Source organism: Bradyrhizobium guangdongense (genome assembly GCF_004114975.1).
In the GTDB taxonomy this organism is placed as follows: Bacteria; Pseudomonadota; Alphaproteobacteria; order Rhizobiales; family Xanthobacteraceae; genus Bradyrhizobium; species Bradyrhizobium guangdongense.
This window is the reverse complement of the sequence record NZ_CP030051.1, coordinates 2,978,150-2,998,563: the sequence shown is the minus strand read 5'-3', so window position 1 is coordinate 2,998,563 and position 20,414 is coordinate 2,978,150. Positions and strand designations below refer to the sequence as shown.

Annotated in this window: 18 protein-coding genes; 6 read left to right on the top strand and 12 right to left on the bottom strand. The window is 65.2% G+C overall.

Annotation, left to right across the window (positions count from 1 at the left end):
* Nucleotides 1–51: 51 nt before the first annotated feature.
* From mctP to X265_RS14150, 5 genes are all read right to left on the bottom strand, one after another.
* Nucleotides 52–1,542 (bottom strand): monocarboxylate uptake permease MctP, encoded by a 1,491-nt coding sequence (mctP, locus tag X265_RS14170; RefSeq protein WP_128965370.1) that lies wholly within the window; start codon nucleotides 1,540–1,542, stop codon nucleotides 52–54.
* Nucleotides 1,532–1,708, bottom strand: a complete 177-nt coding sequence (locus tag X265_RS14165; RefSeq protein WP_128965369.1) for a DUF3311 domain-containing protein — start codon at nucleotides 1,706–1,708, stop codon at nucleotides 1,532–1,534. The genes mctP and X265_RS14165 overlap by 11 nt, the downstream gene beginning before the upstream one ends.
* Nucleotides 1,709–1,980: 272 nt before the next feature.
* Nucleotides 1,981–2,880 carry an MlaD family protein gene (locus X265_RS14160; protein WP_128965368.1) on the bottom strand — a complete coding sequence of 300 codons (900 nt, stop codon included), beginning with the start codon at nucleotides 2,878–2,880 and terminating at the stop codon, nucleotides 1,981–1,983.
* A gap of 16 nt (nucleotides 2,881–2,896) precedes the next feature.
* Nucleotides 2,897–3,667, bottom strand: coding sequence for an ABC transporter ATP-binding protein (locus X265_RS14155; RefSeq protein WP_164938577.1), 771 nt, complete (start codon nucleotides 3,665–3,667; stop codon nucleotides 2,897–2,899).
* Nucleotides 3,668–3,669: 2 nt separating this feature from the next.
* Nucleotides 3,670–4,803, bottom strand: a complete 1,134-nt coding sequence (locus X265_RS14150; RefSeq protein WP_128965366.1) for an MlaE family ABC transporter permease — start codon at nucleotides 4,801–4,803, stop codon at nucleotides 3,670–3,672.
* A gap of 134 nt (nucleotides 4,804–4,937) precedes the next feature.
* Between X265_RS14150 and dgcA the strand changes: the two genes are divergently transcribed.
* Complete coding sequence (gene dgcA / locus X265_RS14145) at nucleotides 4,938–5,933, top strand: N-acetyl-D-Glu racemase DgcA (protein ID WP_128965365.1); 996 nt, start codon at nucleotides 4,938–4,940, stop codon at nucleotides 5,931–5,933.
* Here the strand turns inward: dgcA and X265_RS14140 are convergent.
* A complete protein-coding gene (locus X265_RS14140) occupies nucleotides 5,903–7,099 on the bottom strand; it encodes an MFS transporter (RefSeq protein ID WP_128965364.1) in 1,197 nt (398 codons plus the stop codon). The genes dgcA and X265_RS14140 overlap by 31 nt on opposite strands.
* Nucleotides 7,100–7,174: 75 nt before the next feature.
* On the opposite strand from X265_RS14140, the gene X265_RS14135 reads away from it, so the two are divergent.
* Both X265_RS14135 and X265_RS14130 read left to right on the top strand, forming a co-directional pair.
* Nucleotides 7,175–8,551: a hypothetical protein gene (locus X265_RS14135; protein ID WP_164938576.1), complete on the top strand. Its 1,377-nt coding sequence runs from the start codon at nucleotides 7,175–7,177 to the stop codon at nucleotides 8,549–8,551.
* 294 nt (nucleotides 8,552–8,845) lie between these two features.
* On the top strand, nucleotides 8,846–10,579 hold the full coding sequence (locus X265_RS14130) for a caspase family protein (protein ID WP_164938575.1): 1,734 nt from the start codon (nucleotides 8,846–8,848) through the stop codon (nucleotides 10,577–10,579).
* Nucleotides 10,580–10,871: 292 nt separating this feature from the next.
* On the opposite strand, the gene X265_RS14125 is transcribed toward X265_RS14130, so the two are convergent.
* The 4 genes from X265_RS14125 to thiD all read right to left on the bottom strand — a co-directional run bounded on the left by X265_RS14125 (nucleotide 10,872) and on the right by thiD (nucleotide 14,781).
* The gene (locus X265_RS14125) at nucleotides 10,872–11,855 is read right to left on the bottom strand and encodes a threonine/serine dehydratase family protein (protein WP_128965361.1); all 984 of its coding nucleotides are present in this window, start codon (nucleotides 11,853–11,855) and stop codon (nucleotides 10,872–10,874) included.
* A gap of 65 nt (nucleotides 11,856–11,920) precedes the next feature.
* Complete coding sequence (locus X265_RS14120; protein WP_128965360.1) at nucleotides 11,921–12,964, bottom strand: glycosyltransferase family 4 protein; 1,044 nt, start codon at nucleotides 12,962–12,964, stop codon at nucleotides 11,921–11,923.
* A complete protein-coding gene (locus tag X265_RS14115) occupies nucleotides 12,964–13,776 on the bottom strand; it encodes a UDP-2,3-diacylglucosamine diphosphatase (protein ID WP_128965359.1) in 813 nt (270 codons plus the stop codon). The genes X265_RS14120 and X265_RS14115 overlap by 1 nt, the downstream gene beginning before the upstream one ends.
* Nucleotides 13,777–13,980: 204 nt before the next feature.
* Nucleotides 13,981–14,781: a bifunctional hydroxymethylpyrimidine kinase/phosphomethylpyrimidine kinase gene (gene thiD, locus X265_RS14110; RefSeq protein WP_128969266.1), complete on the bottom strand. Its 801-nt coding sequence runs from the start codon at nucleotides 14,779–14,781 to the stop codon at nucleotides 13,981–13,983.
* Between the two features lie 312 nt (nucleotides 14,782–15,093).
* Here thiD and X265_RS14105 point away from each other — a divergent pair, with 312 nt between their 5' ends.
* Both X265_RS14105 and X265_RS14100 read left to right on the top strand, forming a co-directional pair.
* Nucleotides 15,094–17,076, top strand: coding sequence for a PAS domain S-box protein (locus X265_RS14105; RefSeq protein ID WP_128965358.1), 1,983 nt, complete (start codon nucleotides 15,094–15,096; stop codon nucleotides 17,074–17,076).
* 83 nt (nucleotides 17,077–17,159) lie between these two features.
* Entirely contained in the window at nucleotides 17,160–17,405 is a 246-nt protein-coding gene (locus X265_RS14100) for an Lrp/AsnC ligand binding domain-containing protein (protein WP_018317369.1), read from the top strand.
* Here X265_RS14100 and X265_RS14095 read toward each other — a convergent pair.
* Nucleotides 17,402–18,328 carry a c-type cytochrome gene (locus X265_RS14095; protein WP_128965357.1) on the bottom strand — a complete coding sequence of 309 codons (927 nt, stop codon included), beginning with the start codon at nucleotides 18,326–18,328 and terminating at the stop codon, nucleotides 17,402–17,404. The genes X265_RS14100 and X265_RS14095 overlap by 4 nt on opposite strands.
* Nucleotides 18,329–18,483: 155 nt before the next feature.
* Here X265_RS14095 and X265_RS14090 point away from each other — a divergent pair, with 155 nt between their 5' ends.
* Nucleotides 18,484–18,903 (top strand): CHRD domain-containing protein, encoded by a 420-nt coding sequence (locus X265_RS14090; protein WP_128965356.1) that lies wholly within the window; start codon nucleotides 18,484–18,486, stop codon nucleotides 18,901–18,903.
* Between the two features lie 75 nt (nucleotides 18,904–18,978).
* Here X265_RS14090 and X265_RS14085 read toward each other — a convergent pair whose 3' ends face one another.
* Nucleotides 18,979–20,262 carry a cystathionine gamma-synthase family protein gene (locus tag X265_RS14085; protein ID WP_128965355.1) on the bottom strand — a complete coding sequence of 428 codons (1,284 nt, stop codon included), beginning with the start codon at nucleotides 20,260–20,262 and terminating at the stop codon, nucleotides 18,979–18,981.
* Between the last annotated feature and the right edge of the window lie 152 nt (nucleotides 20,263–20,414).

The following is a 20,414-nucleotide window of genomic DNA, read 5'->3' as shown; positions in this document are numbered from 1 at the left end:
GAAGGCAGATTTGGGATCGGCGGCCGGCCGGCCGCCGATCCGAACTTGACGTCAGGCCGCCTCGCGCGACAGGCCGGCCTGCGGCAGGCCCTTGAGCACAAGGTTGACCACCACGGCGACCACGATGTTGAGCGCGAGCGCCAGCAGTCCGGTGTAGATCGCGACCTTGCCGGCGCCGAAGTCGATGCCATGCAGCGGCTTCAGCCCGTCCGACCACGCCAGCCACGATCCGCCTGCCAAGCCGACGGCCCAGCCGGTCAGCAGCGCCGTGCTGGAGAACCAGTTCAGATAGAGCCCGAAGATGAGGGCGGGCAGTGTCTGCAGGATCCACAGGCCCCCGAGCAATTGCAGGTCGAGCGCGAACTGCGTCGGCATGAAGAGGATGGCGAGCAGTGCGCCGACCTTCACCAGCATGGAGGTGATCTTGGCAACCTTCGCCTCACCCGCCGGCGTCACCTTCGGATCGATCCACACCTTCCAGAAATTGCGGGTGAACAGATTGGCCGCCCCGATGCTCATGACGGCCGCCGGCACCAAGGCGCCGATCGCGATCGCCGCGAACGCAAAGCCTGCGAACCAGCTCGGGAACAGCGTCTTGAACAGCTCCGGCACGACATCGTTGTTGCTCGCGAGCTTGAGCCCCGCGGCATGGCCCATGTAGCCGAGCAGCGCGAGCAGCCCGAGCAAGAGCGTATAGGCCGGCAGCAGCATCGCGTTCTTGCGGATGGTGTTGCCGCCCGACGCGGCGAAGATGCCGGTTAGCGTGTGCGGATACATGAAAGCGGCGAGCGCCGAGCCCAACGCCAGCGAGGCATAGGGCACGATCTGCGCTGGCGACAGCAGGATGCCTCCCGAGCCTTTCGCCGAAAACGCTGCATCCGCCGCGGTAAAGATCGCGCCATAGCCGCCGAGCTTGGACGGCACGATCGCAACCGCGGCGATTACCACGATGTAGATCATGATGTCCTTGACGAAGGCGATCAGCGCCGGGGCACGCAGGCCCGACGAATAGGTGTAGAGCGCCAGCACCAGGAAGGCCAGAACGAGCGGCACCTCGCCGCTCAGCCCGAGCGCCTTAATCGCGACCTCCATACCGATCAGCTGAAGCGCGATGTAGGGCATCGTCGCCAGCACGCCGGTGGCCGCAACGGCAAGCTCGAGCCCGCGCGAGCCATAGGCGCCGCGCACCACGTCGCCTGCGGTGACGTAGCCGCGCTCCTTGGCGACTTTCCACAACACCGGCATGACCGCGAACACGAAGGGATAGACGATGATGGTGTAGGGCAGCGCGAAGAAGCCGTAGGCGCCGACCGCATAGACCAGAGCGGGAACGGCGATCACTGTGTAGGCTGTATAGAAATCGCCGCCGACCAGGAACCAGGTGATCCAGGTGCCGAACTTGCGGCCACCGAGGCCCCACTCGTCGAGATGGGCGAGCGTCTCCGGCTTGCGCCAGCGCGCGGCGACGAAGCCCATGCCGGTGACCAGGATAAACAGAGCGAGGAATACGGCAAACGCCGCGCTATCGACATTAGTCAGCACGGCGCATGCTCCTGTAGACGATGTAGGTGAGCAGCGAGGTCAGCGGCACCCAGGCGAGCTGATACCAGTAGAAGAACGGAAAGCCGAACAGATGCGGCTCGCGGATATTGTAAAACGGCACGATCATCAGCCCGATGAACGGCAACAGCAGCAGCAGACGTATCACGCTCTCTCCTCCCCTGTGAGTGAAGTCGGCGCGCTCTTCGTGAAGCGCGCCTTGAGCGCGATATAGCCGACATCGCCCGCCTGCCCCTCCCCCTACCTTGGCTCGGCGAGACCCCCATACTTTCGTATCGGCACGGCAGTCCTCGTCATTGCTGCGAGGAGCTCGCGACAAATTGCGAAGCAATTTTCCGCTGGCGACGAAGCAATCTAGACTGCCCCGGCGGAAACAGTCCGGATTACTTCGCTACGCTCGCAATGACGGAGGAGTTGCGCTTACTGCCGTCGGCCGCTCGCGGCGGGCGCCGGCTTCGGCGGCTCGGGCGGCGGGGCGGGCTGTGCGCTGCTGTTGCTGGCGCCGAACAGCACGCGGGTCGGGTTGCGATCGAAATTATTCACGGCGCGGCTGATGTCGCCGAGCGTGCGACGGCCGTCGGTCATCAGTGCACCGGAGCGCTTGTCGAAATCTTCGGCGAGTTCACGGATCGATTTCACGGTCAGGAACAGCTCGCCGCCGTCCTTGCCGCCGGCAAGCGTATTGAGGCCGAGCATGAGATTGTCCGCCTTGAGCATCACCCCGTCGGCCTTGAGCATCACGCCGTCGACCTTGGCCATCACGCCATCGATCTTCTCGGAGTTGCGCGCGAGCGAGTTGGTGAAGGTCTCGAGGTTCTTCAGCGAGTTCTTCACCGATTCCTGATTGTCCGCGACGATCTTGTTGATGTTCTGCAGCGTGCCGCGGATCGCCTCGGTGACGTCCTGAAGCCTGTTCGGATCGGCCGTCAGCGTCGGAATGCCGTCCTCGTCGAGCGGCGGAGGCGGCGCGGCCTCGTCGCCGCCCTTGAGCGAGATCGCGGCAACGCCTGTGAGGCCCTGGAATTCGAGGCCGACCAGGGTGTCCTTGCGAAGCGGGGTGTTGTTCTCGACCATGGCGAGTGCGACAACCCGCCGCGGATTGTCGAGCTTCACCGAAACCACCTCGCCCACTCGGATACCGTTGAAATTGACGCTGCCGCCGTTGCGTAGGCCGGCCGCTGGGCCTTCGAACACGACGCGCAGGGGGCTGCGCTGCTTGGTGGTGTGCAGCGATTGGAACCAGAGCACGAAGCCGATCGCCGCCGCGATCACTGCCAGCGTGAACGATCCGATCAGGACGTAATTGGCCCGCGTTTCCATCAGGTGCTCCGGCTACTCAACTCATCACCGCGCGGGCGCGCTTGCCATGGAAATACTGCCTCAGCCAAGGATGCTGTGAGGCCTGCATGTCAGCGATCGACCCTGCCGCAATGATCTTACCGTTCCCTAAAACGGCGATGCGGTCGCAAGCTGTGTAAAGGCTGTCGAGATCGTGGGTTACCATGAAAACGGTCAGCCCCAAAGTGCGCTGAAGCGTGCGCACCAGTTCGTCGAAATCGCCGGCGCCGATCGGATCGAGGCCCGAGGTCGGCTCGTCCAGGAACACGAGGTCGGGATCGAGCGACAGCGCGCGTGCGAGCGCGACGCGCTTGATCATGCCGCCTGAGAGTTCCGATGGGAAACGCTCGGCCACTTCAGGCTTGAGCCCGACCATGGCAAGCTTGGCCATGGTGATCTCGTCCATCAGCCGCTGCGAGACGCGAAGATATTCGCGCATCGGAAACTGGATGTTCTGCCGCACGGTGAGCGAGGAGAACAGCGCACCCTGCTGGAACAGCACGCCCCAGCGCCGCTCGACATTGCGGCGCTGCGAGGTACTGGAGGAATCGAGATCGACGCCGAACACCTGGATGGAGCCGGCGACCTTCGGCACCAGGCCGATAATGGTCCGCGTCAGCACCGATTTGCCCGCACCGGAGGGCCCGACAAATCCCAAAATCTCGCCGCGCTTGACGTCGAGGTTGAGGCCGTCGAGCACGCGCGTCGCACCGAACTGCACGGTGATGTCGCGGACGCGGATAATGGGATTTTCAATCTCGCCCGCCATCGTCACATCCCGATCGAGGCGAAGAAGATGGCGAACACGCCGTCCATCACGATGACGAAGAAGATGCCTTTCACCACCGACGCAGTGGTGTGCTGGCCGAGCGATTCCGCGCTGCCCTGCACGGCGAGGCCTTCGACGCAGGCGACGATGCCGATCACCGCGGCCATGACGGGCGCCTTGACGATGCCGACGATGAAATGATCGATCGAGATGGCGTCGCGCAAGCGCAAAAGAAAAGCCTCCGGATCGACGCCGCCATAGAGCCAGGCGACCAGCCCCCCGCCATAGAGCGCGGCCATGGCGCCCAGGAAGGCGAGGATCGGCAGCGCCAGCACCAGCGCCAGCATGCGCGGCAGTACCAGCACCTCGATCGGGTCGAAGCCCATGGTGCGCAGCGCGTCGATCTCCTCGCGCATCTTCATCGAGCCGAGCTCGGCGGTGTAGGCGCTGCCCGAGCGGCCCGCCACCATGATGGCGACTAGCAACACGCCGATCTCGCGCAGCACCAAGACGCCGAGCATGTCGACGACGAAGATGTCGGCACCAAAGCGGCGGAAGTGGAAAATGCCCTGCTGCGCGATGATGCAGCCGATCAGGAAGGTGATCAGCACGATGATCGGCACCGCGCGCCAGCAAACCTGCTCCATGTGATGCACGGTCGAGGTCAGGCGGAACGAGCGTGGATGGATCAGCACCCGGCCGCCCGCGGCGAGCACCGCACCTAACATGTCGACGAGGCCGGCGACCGTACCGGCGAGGCCCGCGACGGTCCGGCCGATCTGCTCCAGCATGCCGGTGATGGTGATCGTCGAGGTCTCGACCACCGGCGTCGCCCTGACACGGCGCACTTCGTCGACGAGGCTCGAATAATTCGCCGACAGCCCGGCGATCTGCGCCTCGACGGGCCCTTGCGTCAGGCTGCGTCGCAGCCGTTCGATCAGCCAGGCGCCGAAGGTGTCGAGCTTGGCGACCTCGGACACGTCGATGAAGATGCTCTGGGGACCGCCGGCGAGCTTCTCGGCATCGGCCACCATCCGCTCCAGCGCGGGCGCGAAGCTCGCGGTCCAGGTTCCGGTGGCACAGAGAGCCAGCGCATTGCCCTTGGCAATCCGTTCCAGCTTGGGATCGCCGCTCAAGATGTCCGCTCCCGACCCGGGGCGGAGGAAATCAGATAGTTGCGCACACGCCCTTACCCGGAAAAGGTATCCCCAACTGGTTAATGTTAGTTGCTACAGGTAACCAGCAGGTTCAGATTTCGCCAGAGTTCAAAATGACTTCCAGCAATGTTCCCGTCCTCACGGTGCGAATCGAGCGGTTTCCGATCGCCGGCAGTTTCACAATCAGCCGGGGCGCCAAGACCGAAGCCGTGACCGTTGTGGCCGAGTTAAGCCAAAACAGCCTGACCGGCCGCGGCGAATGCGTGCCCTATCCCCGCTATGGCGAGACGCCCGAGGCGACGCTGGCCGCGATCGAGGCCATGCAGCGGGCTGTCGCGGACGGGCTGACGCGGCAGGCTCTCCAGGCCGCTATGCCGCCTGGCGCTGCCCGCAATGCCCTAGATTGTGCTCTGATCGATCTCGAGGCCAAGGCGACCGGCCGGCGGGCCTGGAGCCTGCTCGACCGCCCCATGCCCGGCGAGCGCACCACCGCCTACACGATCTCGCTGGGCACGGCGGAGGCGATGGCGACGGCGACCGCCAGGGCGGCGCACCGGCCGCTGCTCAAGATCAAGCTCGGCGGGGACGGCGATCCGGAGCGGATCGCGGCCGTGCGCAGGGCGGCCCCGGAGTCCGAGCTCATCGTGGACGCCAACGAGGCCTGGACCGAGGCCAATCTGGAACAGAACCTCGCCGCCTGCGCCGCCGTCGGCGTCACCCTGGTCGAGCAACCGCTACCATCAGGCAAAGACGAGGCGCTGGCGCGCATCAGGCGGCCGCTCACCGTCTGCGCCGACGAGAGCGTGCATGACCGCAATTCCCTTGCGCCGCTCCGCGACCGCTACGACGCCGTCAACATCAAGCTCGACAAGACCGGCGGCCTCACCGAGGCGCTGGCCATGGCCGATGCCGCCCAAGCGCTCGGCTTCGAGATCATGATCGGCTGCATGGTCGCAACCTCGCTGTCGATGGCGCCTGCAATGCTGGTGACGCCGCAGGCGCGCTTCGTCGATCTCGACGGCCCCTTGCTGCTGGCGCGCGACCGCGATCACGGGCTACGTTACGACGAGAGCCTGGTCTATCCGCCGGAGGCCTCGCTCTGGGGCTGAGCCGTGAGCCGGTGCCGGGCTAACCAGATCACCAGCGCCCCAGCCGCGGCCATCGCTGCCATCACGTAATACAGGCTGTCGCCGATGCGGGCGTAGATCGCGCCCGAGGCGATCGAGGTCACCGCGCCCAATAATCCGCTGCATGCGGCGAGATAGCCCTGCCCGCGCGCGATCTGATGCGACGGCACGCGCTGCACCAGCAGATTCATGGTGCCGACGACAGTCATCCCGAACGTGAGGCCGTGACCGAGCTGTGCGATCGCAAGCAGCGCCAGTGGCGGCTCGTTGGCCGTGACGATCCAGCGCAGCACGGCGCTCAAGCCCCCGATCGCCATCAGCGATGACGGACGCAGCGAAAAGCGCGGCGACAGCGCAAAGACGATGATCTCGGCGATCACGCCCAGCGTCCACAGCCCCGCGATCGTCAGCCCACTGATGCCATGGAGCTGCCAATTGATGGCCGAGAACGTGTAATAAGCGACATGGCTGCCCTGGATCAGCGCAGCCGACGCAATCACCGCCCAGAAGCCACCATCGCGCAGCAGCGCCTTGCCGGCATGTGTCTCCGTCGTCTTCCGCCTGACCTCGTCGAGCGGCTGCAGCAGCAGGCCGGCGAGGACTGCAACGACGGCCCAGGCGACGATGATCCAGATCAGCTCGCGCGCTGCAATGATGTCGACGAGATAGCCGCAAGCGAGCGAGCCGGCGGCGAACGCCGCCGAGCCCCATAGCCGCAAGGGCCCATAGTCGAGCCCGTAGCGCGCGACGCCGCGCAGCGCATAGGCATCGGTGAGCGGCGTCGTCGGCGTCCACATGATGCAGGTGAGCGCGTAGATCACAAACAGCGCCAGCGGCCGATGCTGCAGGCCGACAGCCGCAAAGCCGATCGCGGTGGCCAGCACCGAGATCATCATGCCGGCGCGAATCGCATGTTGTCTTTCGGCAAAGGCGGTGATCTGCGGCAGCGTGGTGAAGCGCGTCAGCGCCGGCAGCGCGTTGATGAGGCCGATCCAGGACGCGTCGATGCCGACCGCCTTGAGCCAGACCGGGAAGAACGGCAGATGCGTGCCTGATACCGCGAACACCGCCGAATAGAACAGCGCAAGGCTCACGGCGAATCGCCGCTTGACTGATGCTGGTGTGGAGATTTGTGATTCGGACGGCATCAAACCAATTGCGATTCGGTCGATATCGTGGTGATCGTTACAGTAACGCGCGGTGATTTGCGCGACGAGATTGTCATGGCCAACGAAGCATTCGCCCTTTCGCCCATGTCTGCCCGCGCGGCCGAGCCGAACGAGCAGGATTACGACGCGATCCGCGAAGCATTCATGGAGACCGCGCGCGGTCGCTGGTTCCTCGGCGAATACGCCAAGCGCAACCGCAATGCCGATACCCGCATGGTGCTCGACGCGGTCGCGAAAATCGAAGAAAGCCTTGCGGCACAGCGACAACCTGTTGTCGAGGACCGCCTGCCCGAAGCGCTGGTCGCGATCCGCCGCGCCGTCGAGGAGGCAGAAAGCGCCGCCGGCAAAGCCTTCGATCCCGCCGCGATCGCGGCGAGCCTTGCGCCTGTTACGCGCGGCGTTCGCATCATCAAGGAGATCTCCTGGCGCTGGCGCGAGATCGGCGCCGACGGGCGGATCTGCGACCTCATTGATTCGCAGCTCGCCTCGATCGAAGAAGCCTGCGCCCAGACGTCGACCATCGACCCGCGCGCCGACCTCAAGGCCGCCTTTGATCTGCTCAGGGATCGTCTCGAGCAGACCGAGGCCGGCGGCGGCGCAGCGCCGCAGAGCTCGGCCCGTCCTGCTCCGGTGCCTGCGCAGGAAGCTCCGCCGGTCGCGGAAGCGCCTGAGGCCGAGGCGCCAGCGGCGATCGCCAGCGACACTCCCGTGGCTTTTACGGAGATGCCGGAGATCGCCGCGCCCGAGCCTGAGCCCGAGGCGGCCGTTGAGACGAGCGGCGGCACTGGGGAGGCGATGGCGGACGCCGCGATCGCGCCGGAGATCGCCGAAAGCCACACCGCGATCGAAGAGAATGTTGCTGCCGTCGAGGAAGGCCTCACCGAGCCCGAAGCCGTCGCCGAGATCACCGACGAATTCTCGCTCGATGCCGCCGCGGAAGCCGAGGACGAAGCCATCCTCGAGGCCATCGCGCTAGAGATGGCCGCGCCCGATCCGGAGTTCGACGCGATCGTCGAGCCCGCGGAAATGGAAGCAGCCAGTCCTGCGCCGATGCCGGAAACGATGGCCGCTGACATCGCGGAGCCGGTCGCCATGGAAGCGCCGGTCGTGCCCCATGTCGAGGAGCCTAATGTCGAGGAGCCGGTGACTGAGGCCCCGATCGCGATGGAATCGCTCGCGCGCCTGACGGATGCCATCGCGGAAGCAGCCGCCGAAGTGATGGAGCAGCCGGCTCCCGCCATGGCGGCCGCTGCATCACTCAACGCAGCACCCAGCGCAATCCTGCCGACGCCGTCACCCCTGCCCGCGCCCTCGCTCGGCGCCACCATCCTGGCCAGCGGCATCCTGCAACGACCCCGCCCCGCCGCCAACGATGCGCTCGCCCCGATCCGCCGCATGACCCAAGCCGAGAAGATCGCGTTCTTCTCGTAAGGGCGATCTCTTGTGTCCCTGACGCGCTGCAGCATGCAACGCTGCCGCGCAGAGCCGGGAACCCACGCCACACGAATGCTTTCGGAGACATGGGCCCGGCACAGCAGCGCACCGCTAAAGAGCGCTGCGCTGCGTCCGGGGCACGGAGAGCGACATGTGACGCATATCCGCCCCTCGCGTGACCTGGATCACGCACTTCCGCATCGTGACCGGGATCACGGACCCCGGACGCGAACGCGACCTAGGTTCCTTGCAACCAATCTCGCATCGAGATGAGTGCCAAAGGAGCACGCCATGGTCCGCCTGAAATCCGTCCTGATGACAGCTGGTCTGCTGGGAAGCCTGTTCGGCTTCGCCTGCGGCCCGGTTTCCGCGCAAGTCGCCCCTGTCGAACCCGCCCCGACCGCGCTGCAAGGCCCGGAGCAGCGGGTGGCGCTGGTGATCGGCAATTCCAACTACCAGAACGCGCCGCAGCTCGCGAACCCTGACAATGACGCGCAGTCGATGGCGCAATTCCTCAACTCGGCCGGCTTCGAGGTGATCTCGGCGACCGACCTCGGCCAGAACGACATGCTGCGCGTGGTGCAGGATTTCTCGGCCAAGGTGTCCGCACGCGGCCCGAACACCGTGGCGATGGTCTACTACGCCGGCCACGGCGTACAGCTCGCCGGCGAGAACTATCTCGTTCCCGTCGATGCGAAGGTCTCGAACCAAACCGAGCTCGTCAACGACTCCGTCCGCCTGGTCGACGTGATGTCGACGCTGGAGACGATCCCGAGCCGGATGCGCATCGTCATCCTCGATGCCTGCCGTAACAACCCGTTCCCGAAGGTGAATGACGCCGGCCGGGGCCTTGCCATCGTCGATGCGCCGAACGGCTCGATCGTCGGCTATTCGACCGCGCCGGGCGCCGAGGCGCTCGACGGCACGGGCGGCCACAGCCCCTACACGCAGGCCTTCCTGAACATCGCGCGCGAGCCCAACGTGCCGATCGAGCAGCTGTTCAAGCGCGTGCGTCTCGCCGTGAACCAGAGCACCAGCGGCGCGCAAGTTCCCTGGGAGAGCTCCTCGCTCACCTCCGACTTCACTTTCTTCGGCGACACGGTCGTTGCCGCCAACCGCGCGCCGGTGCATGCGCCGGTGGTGCAGATGGCCTCGAACCTGCCGAGCCGTTCGGCGCGCCAAGCCTATGATTACGTACTGTCGGAGGGCCGGCCCGAGTACTATCAGGAGTTCGTCGCGATGTACCCGCACGACCCGCTGTGCGATCACATCCGCTGGCTGCTCGCGAACCTGCTGATCTCGCAGGCCTGGCATGAAGCCGTGTTATTGAACTCGCCGTTCGGCTACAAGGCCTTCTACGACAAGTACAACAGCAGCCCCTATGCGCAAGTCGCACTGAAGCTCGAGGCGCAGCCGAAGCTGATCCCCCTGATGCAGGCGACGAAGTTCTTGGCTCCGCAGAACATTGCCCCGACCCTGAAGATCGGCAATCTCGGCGCGCCCAAATACATGCCGCTGATGCAGCACGGCAATGGCGGGATGCAGGCGAACGGCAACCTGCCGATCGTGCAGAAGCCGGTCGATGGCAACGTCGGCAAGCTCGGCAATGGCACGCCGTCGCAAATCCCTGGCAAGATCGTCACCCTGCCCGCGCCGACCAACACGACGAGCACTGGCGGCATCGGCAAGATCACGACGCTGCCGGTGAGCACCACGACGCCGACCACGGGCAAAGCCAACACCGGCACGGCGGGTAAGGTCGTGAGCATGCCCGTGACAACAGGCAAGGGCGGCTCGACTGTCGATGTGAAGCCAGTGAACGTTCAGACGCAGACCAATCCGATCCACATCAACAACGGCGTGAAGCTCAACAACAATCCGGTCAACAAGGTCCAGGTGCAGAACACCCGTCCGCAGTTCAGCACCATCAACCGGATCAACAATGGCGGCGGAAACAATTTCCGCCAGTCGATGAACCAGGCGCCGATGATGGGCGGCGGCAATCACCGCGGGTTCATGCACTGATGCCCTGTAGATAGTGCGCTCCCTCCCCCGCTTGCGGGGGAGGATTGGGGAGAGGAGTGTCTCCGCAATGGGACAATCCCCAAGAGGACAGAGCCCCCACCCGGCGCTTCGCCGCAGCCGAGGCTTTGCCTCGGTGTTTTAAAGAGAACGGCCGCCGAAGGCGGCCGACGCCACCCCGCAAGCGGGAGAGGTTGCACCGAGCAAGCGGGCAAGCCGAATTCACCAAGCGGCAAATACAGCAGGGGCACAGCCGCGACGCTCTGCCCCTTCTTGAGATTAATAGCTCAGAAACTTACGCCACCAGCTCGGCGAACAGATCCGCATCGACATTGCCGCCTGACAGCACGATGACGACGTTCTTGCCGGCGACATCGAGACGCCCCGCCAGCAACGCCGCAAGACCCACCGCGCCGCCGGGCTCGACGACGAGCTTCAGCTCGCGATAGGCAAAGGCCACCGCTGCGCCGACTTCCTTGTCCGAGGCCGTGACGCCGCGCGCGAGCAGCTTGCTGTTGATCGCAAAGGTCATCTCGCCCGGGATCAGCGCCATCAAGGCATCGCAGATGGTGCGGCCCGCCGGCGGATGCGGCTCGCGATGGCCGACGCTTAGCGACAGCCCGTGATCGTCGAACGCCTCGGGCTCGGCCACGACGATCTGGGCTTGCGGATAACGCGCCTTTACGGCCGTGGCGACCCCGGCGATCAGGCCGCCGCCGGAAGCGGGCGCGACCACGATGTCGGGGGTAAGGCCGAGGGTTGCCATGTCCTGCGCGATCTCGCGGCCGGCGGTGCCCTGGCCCGCGATCACAAACGGATCGTCATAGGGCCGGACCAATGTCGCGCCGCGCTTCTCGGCGATGCCACGCGAGATCGCCTCGCGATCGTCCTTGTCACGATCGTACAGCACGACCTCGGCGCCATAGGATTTAGTGCGCTCGCGCTTGGACAGCGGCGCGTCCGCCGGCATCACGATGGTCGCCTGCATGTCCAGGATCTTCGCCGCCGCCGCCACGCCCTGGGCGTGGTTGCCGGAGGAGAACGCGACGACGCCGCCGGCGCGCTTGTCCTGCGGGATCGAGAACACCTTGTTGAAGGCACCACGGAACTTGAACGAGCCGGTGCGCTGGAGCATCTCCGGCTTCAGGAAGACGTTGGCGCCAACGCGCTCGTTGAGCACGGGAAAGGACAACAGCGGGGTGCGGACGGCGAAGGGCGCGAGCACGCGCGCTGCGGCGTCGATATCGGCGGGGCCGACCGGAAGGGGCTGTTCGGACATGGCGCGATGTTATCGCGGCGGGAGCGGACCGGGCAAGACACCTGCGCGCGAGGATTTCTCTCCAATCAGGCCACGAAGCGCGGCTGTTCCGCCCCTTTCCGGCCCGGCAGCACCGCATCAACAGCCAAAATGCTGTCGACAAAGGCCCGCGCCGAAGCCTCCCAGGTGTATTCGGCGGCGAATTCGACGCAGGCCTGCCGCGAGATGTCGAGCGCGGCAAAGCAGGCACTGCGCAGGTCCTCCTCCAGCGCGCCGACCGGCGCATCGCCGATGACGTCGCGCGGCCCCTTCACCGGAAAGGCGGCAACCGGCAGGCCGCTCGCCAGCGCCTCGAGCAGGACCAGGCCGAACGTGTCGGTCCTGCTCGGAAACACGAAGACGTCGGCCGCGGCATAGAGATCGGCCAACTCCTCGCCGTGCTTCTCGCCCAGGAAGATCGCGTCGGGATAGGCCTCTTCCAGGGCGTTGCGCGCCGGGCCATCGCCGACGATCACTTTGGTACCGGGCAGATCAAGGTCGAGGAACGCCTCCAGGTTCTTCTCCACTGCGACGCGGCCGACCGAGAGGAACACCGGGGCGGGCAGGCAGAGGTCGACAGCGCGGGGGTGGAACAGATGGGTGTCGACACCGCGCGGCCACAGCACGACGTTCTCGAACCCTCGCTCGCCGAGCTCGCGGGCCAGCGCCGGCGTTGCCGCCATCACGGCACGGCTCGGGCTGTGGAAACGGCGGAGCGCGCGCCAGATCAGCGAGCCCGGAACCGGCACGCGGGCGCGGACATATTCGGGAAAGCGGGTATGGAAGCTGGTCGTGAACGGCAGCTTGCGCTGCCGGCAATAACGGCGGACCATCAGGCCGATCGGCCCTTCCGTCGCAATATGAATGCTGTCGGGCCGCGCCTCCGCGATCAGCTTCGCGATGCGCGCTGCGCGCGGCATCGCGAGCCGCACGTCGCGATAGCTCGGCATCGCGAAGGTGCGGAACGAACTAGGCGTGAGAAAACAGAACTCGACATCGAGCGCGGTGGCCGCGTCCGCAAGCTTGGTCAGGGTCCGAACGACGCCATTGACTTGCGGATGCCAGGCGTCGGTCGCGACCAGGATGCGCATCAGGCCGCCTTTGCGGCCACTTGCGCGACCGGCGCGGGCTTTTGCAAGTGATCGGCCCAGGTGATGATCTCGAACTGGCCGTCCTCGTGCTCGACGATTGCCGTGCAGCTTTCCACCCAGTCACCGCAGTTCATGTAGCGGATACCGGCCTCGTCACGGATTACGGCGTAGTGGATGTGCCCGCAGATCACGCCGTCGGCCTCATGGCGGCGCGCCTCGGCGGCAAGGGCCTCCTCGAAGGCGCCGATATAGTTGACCGCCTTCTTGACCTTCTGCTTGGCCCATTGTGACAGCGACCAGTAGCGCACGCCGAACATGCGGCGGAAGAAGTTGACCAGCCGGTTCATCCGGATCGCGAAATCGTAGGCCCTGTCGCCGAGATGGGCGAGCCAACGCGCGTTCTGCACCACGAGATCGAAGATATCGCCGTGGATGACGAGATAGCGCTTGCCGTCCGCGCCGGTGTGGACGGTGTTCTCGACGACGTCGATGCCGCCGAAATGCGTGCCGTAATATTTCCGCAGGAACTCGTCGTGATTGCCCGGGATGTAAATGACCTTGGCGCCCTTGCGCGCCTTGCGCAGGAGCTTCTGCACCAGATCGTTGTGCGATTGCGGCCAGTACCAGCCGGATTTCAGCGCCCAGCCGTCAACGATGTCGCCGACGAGATAGATCGTATCGGCGTCGTGGTAGCGCAGGAAGTCTAGCAGAAGGTCGGCTTGCGAGCCGCGGGCTCCGAGATGGACGTCGGAGATGAACAACGTGCGAAAGCGCCGCTCCGGGCTCTCGTCACTCACATCGTAACTTCCCATGCGACAGCCTGTAACAATGTCCCGTGACAGGGGGATGACGATTGAACCTTTGAGGCACCCTCAGATACGAATCAGACCTTGCCTCGCCCTCCCTGCGAATATCAGCCGCATGCGACAATCAGGCGACATCGGGCCGCCCTGGTTCTCCGCAAAATGCCGGAAAACCGTGGCCACGCCGGTGAATGGAGCGCCGCGACGGCGATCTCAGTAGAAGTTGTGGAAATGATGGATCGGCCCGTGGCCATGACCGATGCTGAAGCGGTCGGCGGCCGCGATGGCCGCGCTGATCCAGGTCTTGGCGTTGCGAACAGCCGTCTCGAGATCTTCGCCCTTGGCAAGACCCGCGGCGACGGCCGAGGACAGCGAGCAGCCGGTGCCGTGGGTGTTGCGGGTCGCAACGCGCGGCGCGGCGAGTGCGATCGTTGTGTCGGTGCTGACGAGATAGTCGATGCTCTCACGGCCCTCGCCGTGCCCGCCCTTGATCAGGACCGCGCGGCAGCCAAGACCGAGTAACCGACGCCCCTGACGTTCGATCTCGGCCTCGCTTCGCGCGACCGGCTCGTCGAGCAGCGCGGCGGCCTCAGGCAGATTGGGCGTGATCACCGATGCAAGCGGCATCAGCTTCGTGCGCAAGGCTTCGACGGCTTCAGCGGCCAGCAGGCGATCGCCCGACGTTGCGACCATCACCGGATCTAGCACGACGTGGCGAGGCTTCCAGCGCGACAGCGCGGCAACGATCGCCTCGATCGTGCCGGCCTGCGCCACCATGCCGATCTTCACCGCGCCGACGGCCAGATCGGCGAACACTGCATCGATCTGCGCGGTGACGAAATCGGCAGGCACGGCGTGGATCCCGGCGACGCCTTCGGTGTTCTGCGCCGTCAGCGCCGTGATAGCGGACGCGCCATAGACGCCGAGCGCGGCGAAGGTCTTCAGATCGGCCTGGATGCCGGCGCCGCCGCTCGAATCGGAGCCGGCGATGGTGAGCGCCACGGGCGCCATCATCGCAGCATACGCTTGCTTGAACAATACTCGGCCATGCTCTGTCCTGACCTGCTTGTCCTAGCGCGCTCGCAAGGCACCGGCAAGGCACACTGGCAAGGCACACCGGCAAGCCGGACCTGCGGGGGCGCGGCCGAATCAGGCGAAGGGGAAGCGTTGCCGGCTTGTCGTCCCGCAAGCGTGCATAACGGGCGACATCATGACCTCGGTATCACCCGGCCTTGGCACGCAACTCCAGATGGTGAAACGTTGGCCGATTCGCAGGCAACGCGATGTTGCGGGCCGCCCCGGCCTGCAACCCTCTCGGACTGTATCATGTGGGCCTTCTTCCAACGCCTCCTCGACACGTCGATGTTCTCGCCGCATGGCATCTGCCTGCTATGGGAACCCGAGCTGATCTGGCTTCACGTCGTCTCCGATGCCAGCATCGCGCTCGCCTATTTCTCGATCCCGTTTGCGCTCGCGATCCTCGTCACCAAACGGCGTGACCTCAAATTTGGCTGGGTCTTTTGGGCATTCGCGGCCTTCATCATGGCCTGCGGGCTGACGCATGTGCTGTCGATCTACACGCTCTGGGTGCCGATCTACGGCATCGAGGGCCTTGTCAAGGCGGCGACCGCGATCGCGTCGATCTTCACCGCGGCCGCGCTCTGGCCGCTGTTGCCGAAGATCCTGACGATCCCCTCCCCGTTCGAGCTGCAGAAGGTCCAGGCCGCGCTCGAGGAGGAGGAGACCAAGCGCCGCGACGCGACGCAGCTGCTCAAGCAGGTGGAAGAGGCACAGCGCGCAATGCGCGAAAGCGTGGCGCGTCTCACCGCGGTCGTCGAGACCGCGGTCGACGGCGTCATCCTGTTCGATGCGCAGAACCGCATCCTGCTGTTCAACCCGGCCTGCGAGCGGTTGTTCGGCTATCAGGCCAGAGAGGTGATCAACAGGAACGTCAGGGTGCTGATGCCAGGCGGAGCCGGCGCCGGGTCCGACGGCCCGGTCCCCGGCTTCGCGACCGGCGGCGAGACGACTGGCCTGCGCAAGGACGGATCGACTTTTCCGATGGACCTGTCGGTCGGCCAGGCCATGCAGGACGGCGAGCTGATCTTCGTCGGCATCATCCACGATCTGACCGCGCGCAAGCTGACCGAGCAGCAACTCCAGCAGGCGCAGAAGATGGAAACCGTCGGCCAGCTCTCCGGCGGAATCGCGCACGACTTCAACAACCTGCTGACCGTGATCATCGGCAATGCCGAGCATCTCGGCGAGCAGCTCAAGGCCCGGCCGGATCTGCGCCAGTTCGCCGACGATATCTGCCAGTCCGGTGAACGCGGCGCGGAGCTCACGCAGCGGCTGCTCGCCTTCAGCCGCCGGCAGCTGTTGCGGCCGCAGACGATCGATTGCCGCGAGCTCATCTTGTCCATGCTCAAGCTGTTCAAGCGCACCCTGCGCGAGAATATCGAGATCAGCACCGCCTTCGGACCCGGCACGATCAAGGCCTTTGCCGACCCCTCCCAGCTCGAATCCGCCGTGCTGAACCTGGCGCTGAATGCGCAGGACGCGATGCCGTCAGGCGGCCGTCTGACGCTGAGCACCGAGCTCGCCGCGATCGACGAGGACTATCGCGCCCTGCACCCGGAAGTCGCGCCCGGCGCCTACGCTCTGATATCGGTCACGGACGACGGTGACGGCATGACGCCTGAGGTGATCGAGCACGCCTTCGAGCCGTTCTTCACCACCAAGGAGGTCGGCAAGGGTTCTGGGCTCGGGCTCAGCATGGTCTATGGCTTCGCCAAGCAATCCGACGGCCATGTCTCGATCTATAGCGAGCAAGGCCTGGGGACGACCGTCCGGATCTATCTGCCGCGCGCCGGCGGCGGACAGCCGCTAGTCGACGTACTGGAGAGCGAAGAGGCCGCACCGCGCGGCCATGAGACCATCCTGATCGCCGAGGACGATCCGTTCGTGCGCTCCTCGGTGATCCTCCGGGTGGAGGCGCTCGGCTACAATGTCCTCGCCGCCGTCAACGGTCAGGAGGCCTTGCAGCGGCTGCGCGCTGACCCCGGCATCGACCTGCTGTTCACCGATATCGTCATGCCCGGCGGGATGAGCGGCTGGGAGCTCGCCGATCAGGCCCGGCGTATCAGGCCCGCCCTGCCGGTCCTGTTCACCTCAGGCTATGCGCTGGAGAGCCTGGTGGAGCAAGGTCGCGCACAGGCCCATTCGGTCGTCCTGACCAAGCCCTATCGCAAGGCCGAGCTTGCCCAGCGGCTCAGGGACGCATTTGCCGCCGCGTCCGTGACCTCCTAAGACAGGACTGGTATCTGGCGGCTTGCTAAATCAGGCCGGTTTTGGCCTATTAGCCGGCAAGAGATGCCTTCGGAGTGACTGCAATGGTTCCTTTCTTCGTCCAGATCAAATGCAAGCTCGGCCAGTCCTACACGGTGGCCAACGCGCTTGCCGAAGCCGAGATCGCCTCCGAGATCTATTCCACGGCCGGCCAATACGATCTGCTGGTGAAGTTCTATGTCGACAAGGACACCGACATCGGCCACTTCGTTAACGAGAAGGTGCAGGTGCTGCCGGGCATCCAGGACACGCTCACGATCATCACCTTCAAGGCGTTCGGCGCGAGCTAGCTGGGCGGATTCGCGCGTTTGGGCGGCGTCGGCCCGTCGACCGGCGCAAGCGACTTCAGATAGGCGGCCATCGCAGCACGATCCTCTGGCCTCAGCTGCGCGAGGTTCTTGATGACCGGCCGCATCGCGCCCGATGCGCTGTCGCCCTCGGGCATGTCGCCGGTCTCGAGGAAGTCGGCGATATCTCTCTCGCTCCAGTCACCGATGCCCTTCTGCGTGATGTTGGGGACCCAGCCCTCGCCTTCCGGATTGGGACCGCCGGCGAAGCGCTGCGCGGCGATGACGCCGCCGAGAAAATTGCGCGGACTGTGGCACTCGGCGCAATGGCCGAAGCCGTTCACCAGATAGCGACCGCGATTCCATTGCGCCGAACGCTTTGCGTCCGGCACGAACGGCCCGACATCCATGAACAGCAATTTCCAGATGCCGACATTGCGGCGGATGTTGAAGGGAAACGGCAGGTCGTGGTCGCGTACCCGCCCCGACACCGCCGGCAGCGTCTTCAAATAGGCGAAGAGATCGCGGACATCATCGACTTTGGCGATGTGGTAGGAAGTGTAGGGAAATGCCGGGAAATAGTGCGTGCCGTCGGGCGAAATGCCGCGCATCACCGCATTGATGAACTCGGCCTCGCTCCAGCGGCCGATGCCGTCGGTCGGATCAGGCGAAATGTTCGGGGCATAGAACGTGCCGAACGGCGAGCCGAGCGCGAGGCCTCCCCCGAGCTTCAGGCGATCGGGCTGGTTGGGCACGGCATGGCAGGACGAACAGCCGCCGGCGTTGAACAGCTCCTGCCCGTTGGCAAGGTCCGGTCCGCGCGTCGGTGCCGGCAAGGCGAGTGCGGTCGGCGCGGTCAGCCACCAATAGAGGGCAAAGGCTACGACAGCAGCAATCAAAATGACATAAATTGTTCGTCGCAGCATTGCGGGATCCCGTTGAACTCAAGCCGTTTTACGGATCATCCCACAGCCGCTCCAGCCACGAATATTTTAGATGGTGTGATTGTAATCCGGGAATAAAGTCGCAGTCGCACTGTTTGCAAGTTTGACTGCAATCAGGCGTCAACAGGGAGAGACCCATGAACAAAGCGCTTTTTGCCACGCTGGCCCTCGGGGCTGCCGTCGCATTCGCAAGCCCGGCCAGCGCGGAGAAGCTGAAGGCGACGCTGGACGGCAAGTCCGAAGTCCCCGCCACCACCAGCAGCGGCACCGGCAAGGCCGATCTCGACTATGATGCTGCCACCAAGAAGCTCTCCTGGAAGCTGACCTATTCCGGCCTCTCCGGCCCCGCGACCGCGGCCCATTTCCACGGCCCCGCCGAGGCCGGCAAGAACGCGGGCGTCGCGATCCCGATTCCCGGCGCGGCCAACAGCCCGGTCGAAGGCTCGGCGACGCTGACCGATGCGCAGGCCTCTGATCTCCTCGCCGGCAAGCTCTACGTCAACATTCACACCGCGGCCAACCCGGGCGGCGAAATCCGCGGCCAGGTGACGAAGTAAGTTCACGGCGGCCTCTTATACGACGGCCGGGCGCAGCAATGCGTCCGGCCTTTTCGATTCCGGATTGAAGCGCATTCACGCCGCGCTCAACGCCTGCTCGAGATCGGCGATCAGATCCGACGGATTCTCGATGCCGATCGACAGGCGGATGGTGCAATCGAGCACGCCGATCTTGCGGCGGATATCGGCGGGGACGCCGGAATGGGTCATCGTGGCGGGCAGGCTAGCCAGCGACTCCGTTCCGCCAAGGCTGACCGCGAGCTTGAAGATCTGCAACGCATTGAGGAATTTCTCCGCCGCGGCCTGGCCCCCGACGATGTCGAAGGAGAACGTGGATCCAGCGCCGAGGCATTGCCGCGCGAATACCCGCCCCGAGGGCGAGGTTTCCTCGTGATGGCCGAGATAGTGCACCTTCGCCACCTTGGCGTGATCGCGCAGGAAATCCGCAACCAGGTGCGCGTTGCTGTTGGCCTTCTCCATGCGCAGGCTCAAGGTCTCGAGCGAGCGGTTGATCATCCAGCAGGAATGTGGATCGAGCTGGGTGCCGATGGCGCCGCGCAGCGCCTTGATGCCCTTCATGACCGCCCTCGTGCCGAGCGCTGCGCCCGCAATCAGGTCGGAATGCCCGCCGACATATTTGGTCAGCGAGTACAGCGAGATGTCGGCGCCGTGCTCGATCGGCCGCTGAAACACCGGGCCGAGCAGCGTGTTGTCGCAGGCGATGATTGGCGTGTGGCCCTGCGTCTTGCCGATGCTGTCGGCGACGCGGCGCATCAGCGCGATGTCGACGAGGCCATTGGTCGGGTTGGCCGGCGTCTCGACCAGGATCATCGAGACCTGGCCCTTGCGCATCGCCTCCTCGGCGGCCTGGTTGACCGTGGCTTCGTCAACGCCGTCGGCAAAGCCGGCCGCGCCGATCGAGAAGCGCGACAGCGTGTTCGTCAGCAGGGTCTCCGTGCCACCATAGAGCGGCTGGGAGTGCAGGATGACGTCGCCGGGACGGACAAAGGCGAGAATGGTCGTCGAGATCGCCGCCATGCCGGAAGAGAACAGCGCGCAGCCTTCGGTGCGCTCGTAGATCGCAAGCCTGTCCTCGACGATCTCGCTGTTGGGATGGTTGAAGCGCGAATAGACCAGCCCGGCTCCCATGCCTTCCGGCGGCTCGCGCCGGCCGGCGACGTAATCGAAGAAGTCTTGCCCGTCCTCGGCCGTTTTGAACACGAAGGTCGAGGTCAGGAACACCGGCGGCTTGATGGCGCCTTCCGACAGCTGCGGGTCGTAGCCATATGTCAGCATCAGCGTTTCCGGATGCAGCATATGGTTGCCGATATGGGTCTTCGACGGGAACGGTTTTGCCATGGCCTGTCTCGCTGTTGCCTGAGATCGCCGCCGCGCGTCGGAACTCCTGACAGCGTGAGACATCAACGCCGCGGCGCAAGCAAACATAGTCCTTCTGACGGCGATGCGTCAGGGCGTGCGAGGAGAAATTGACGACGCGCTACGTAGCCCGG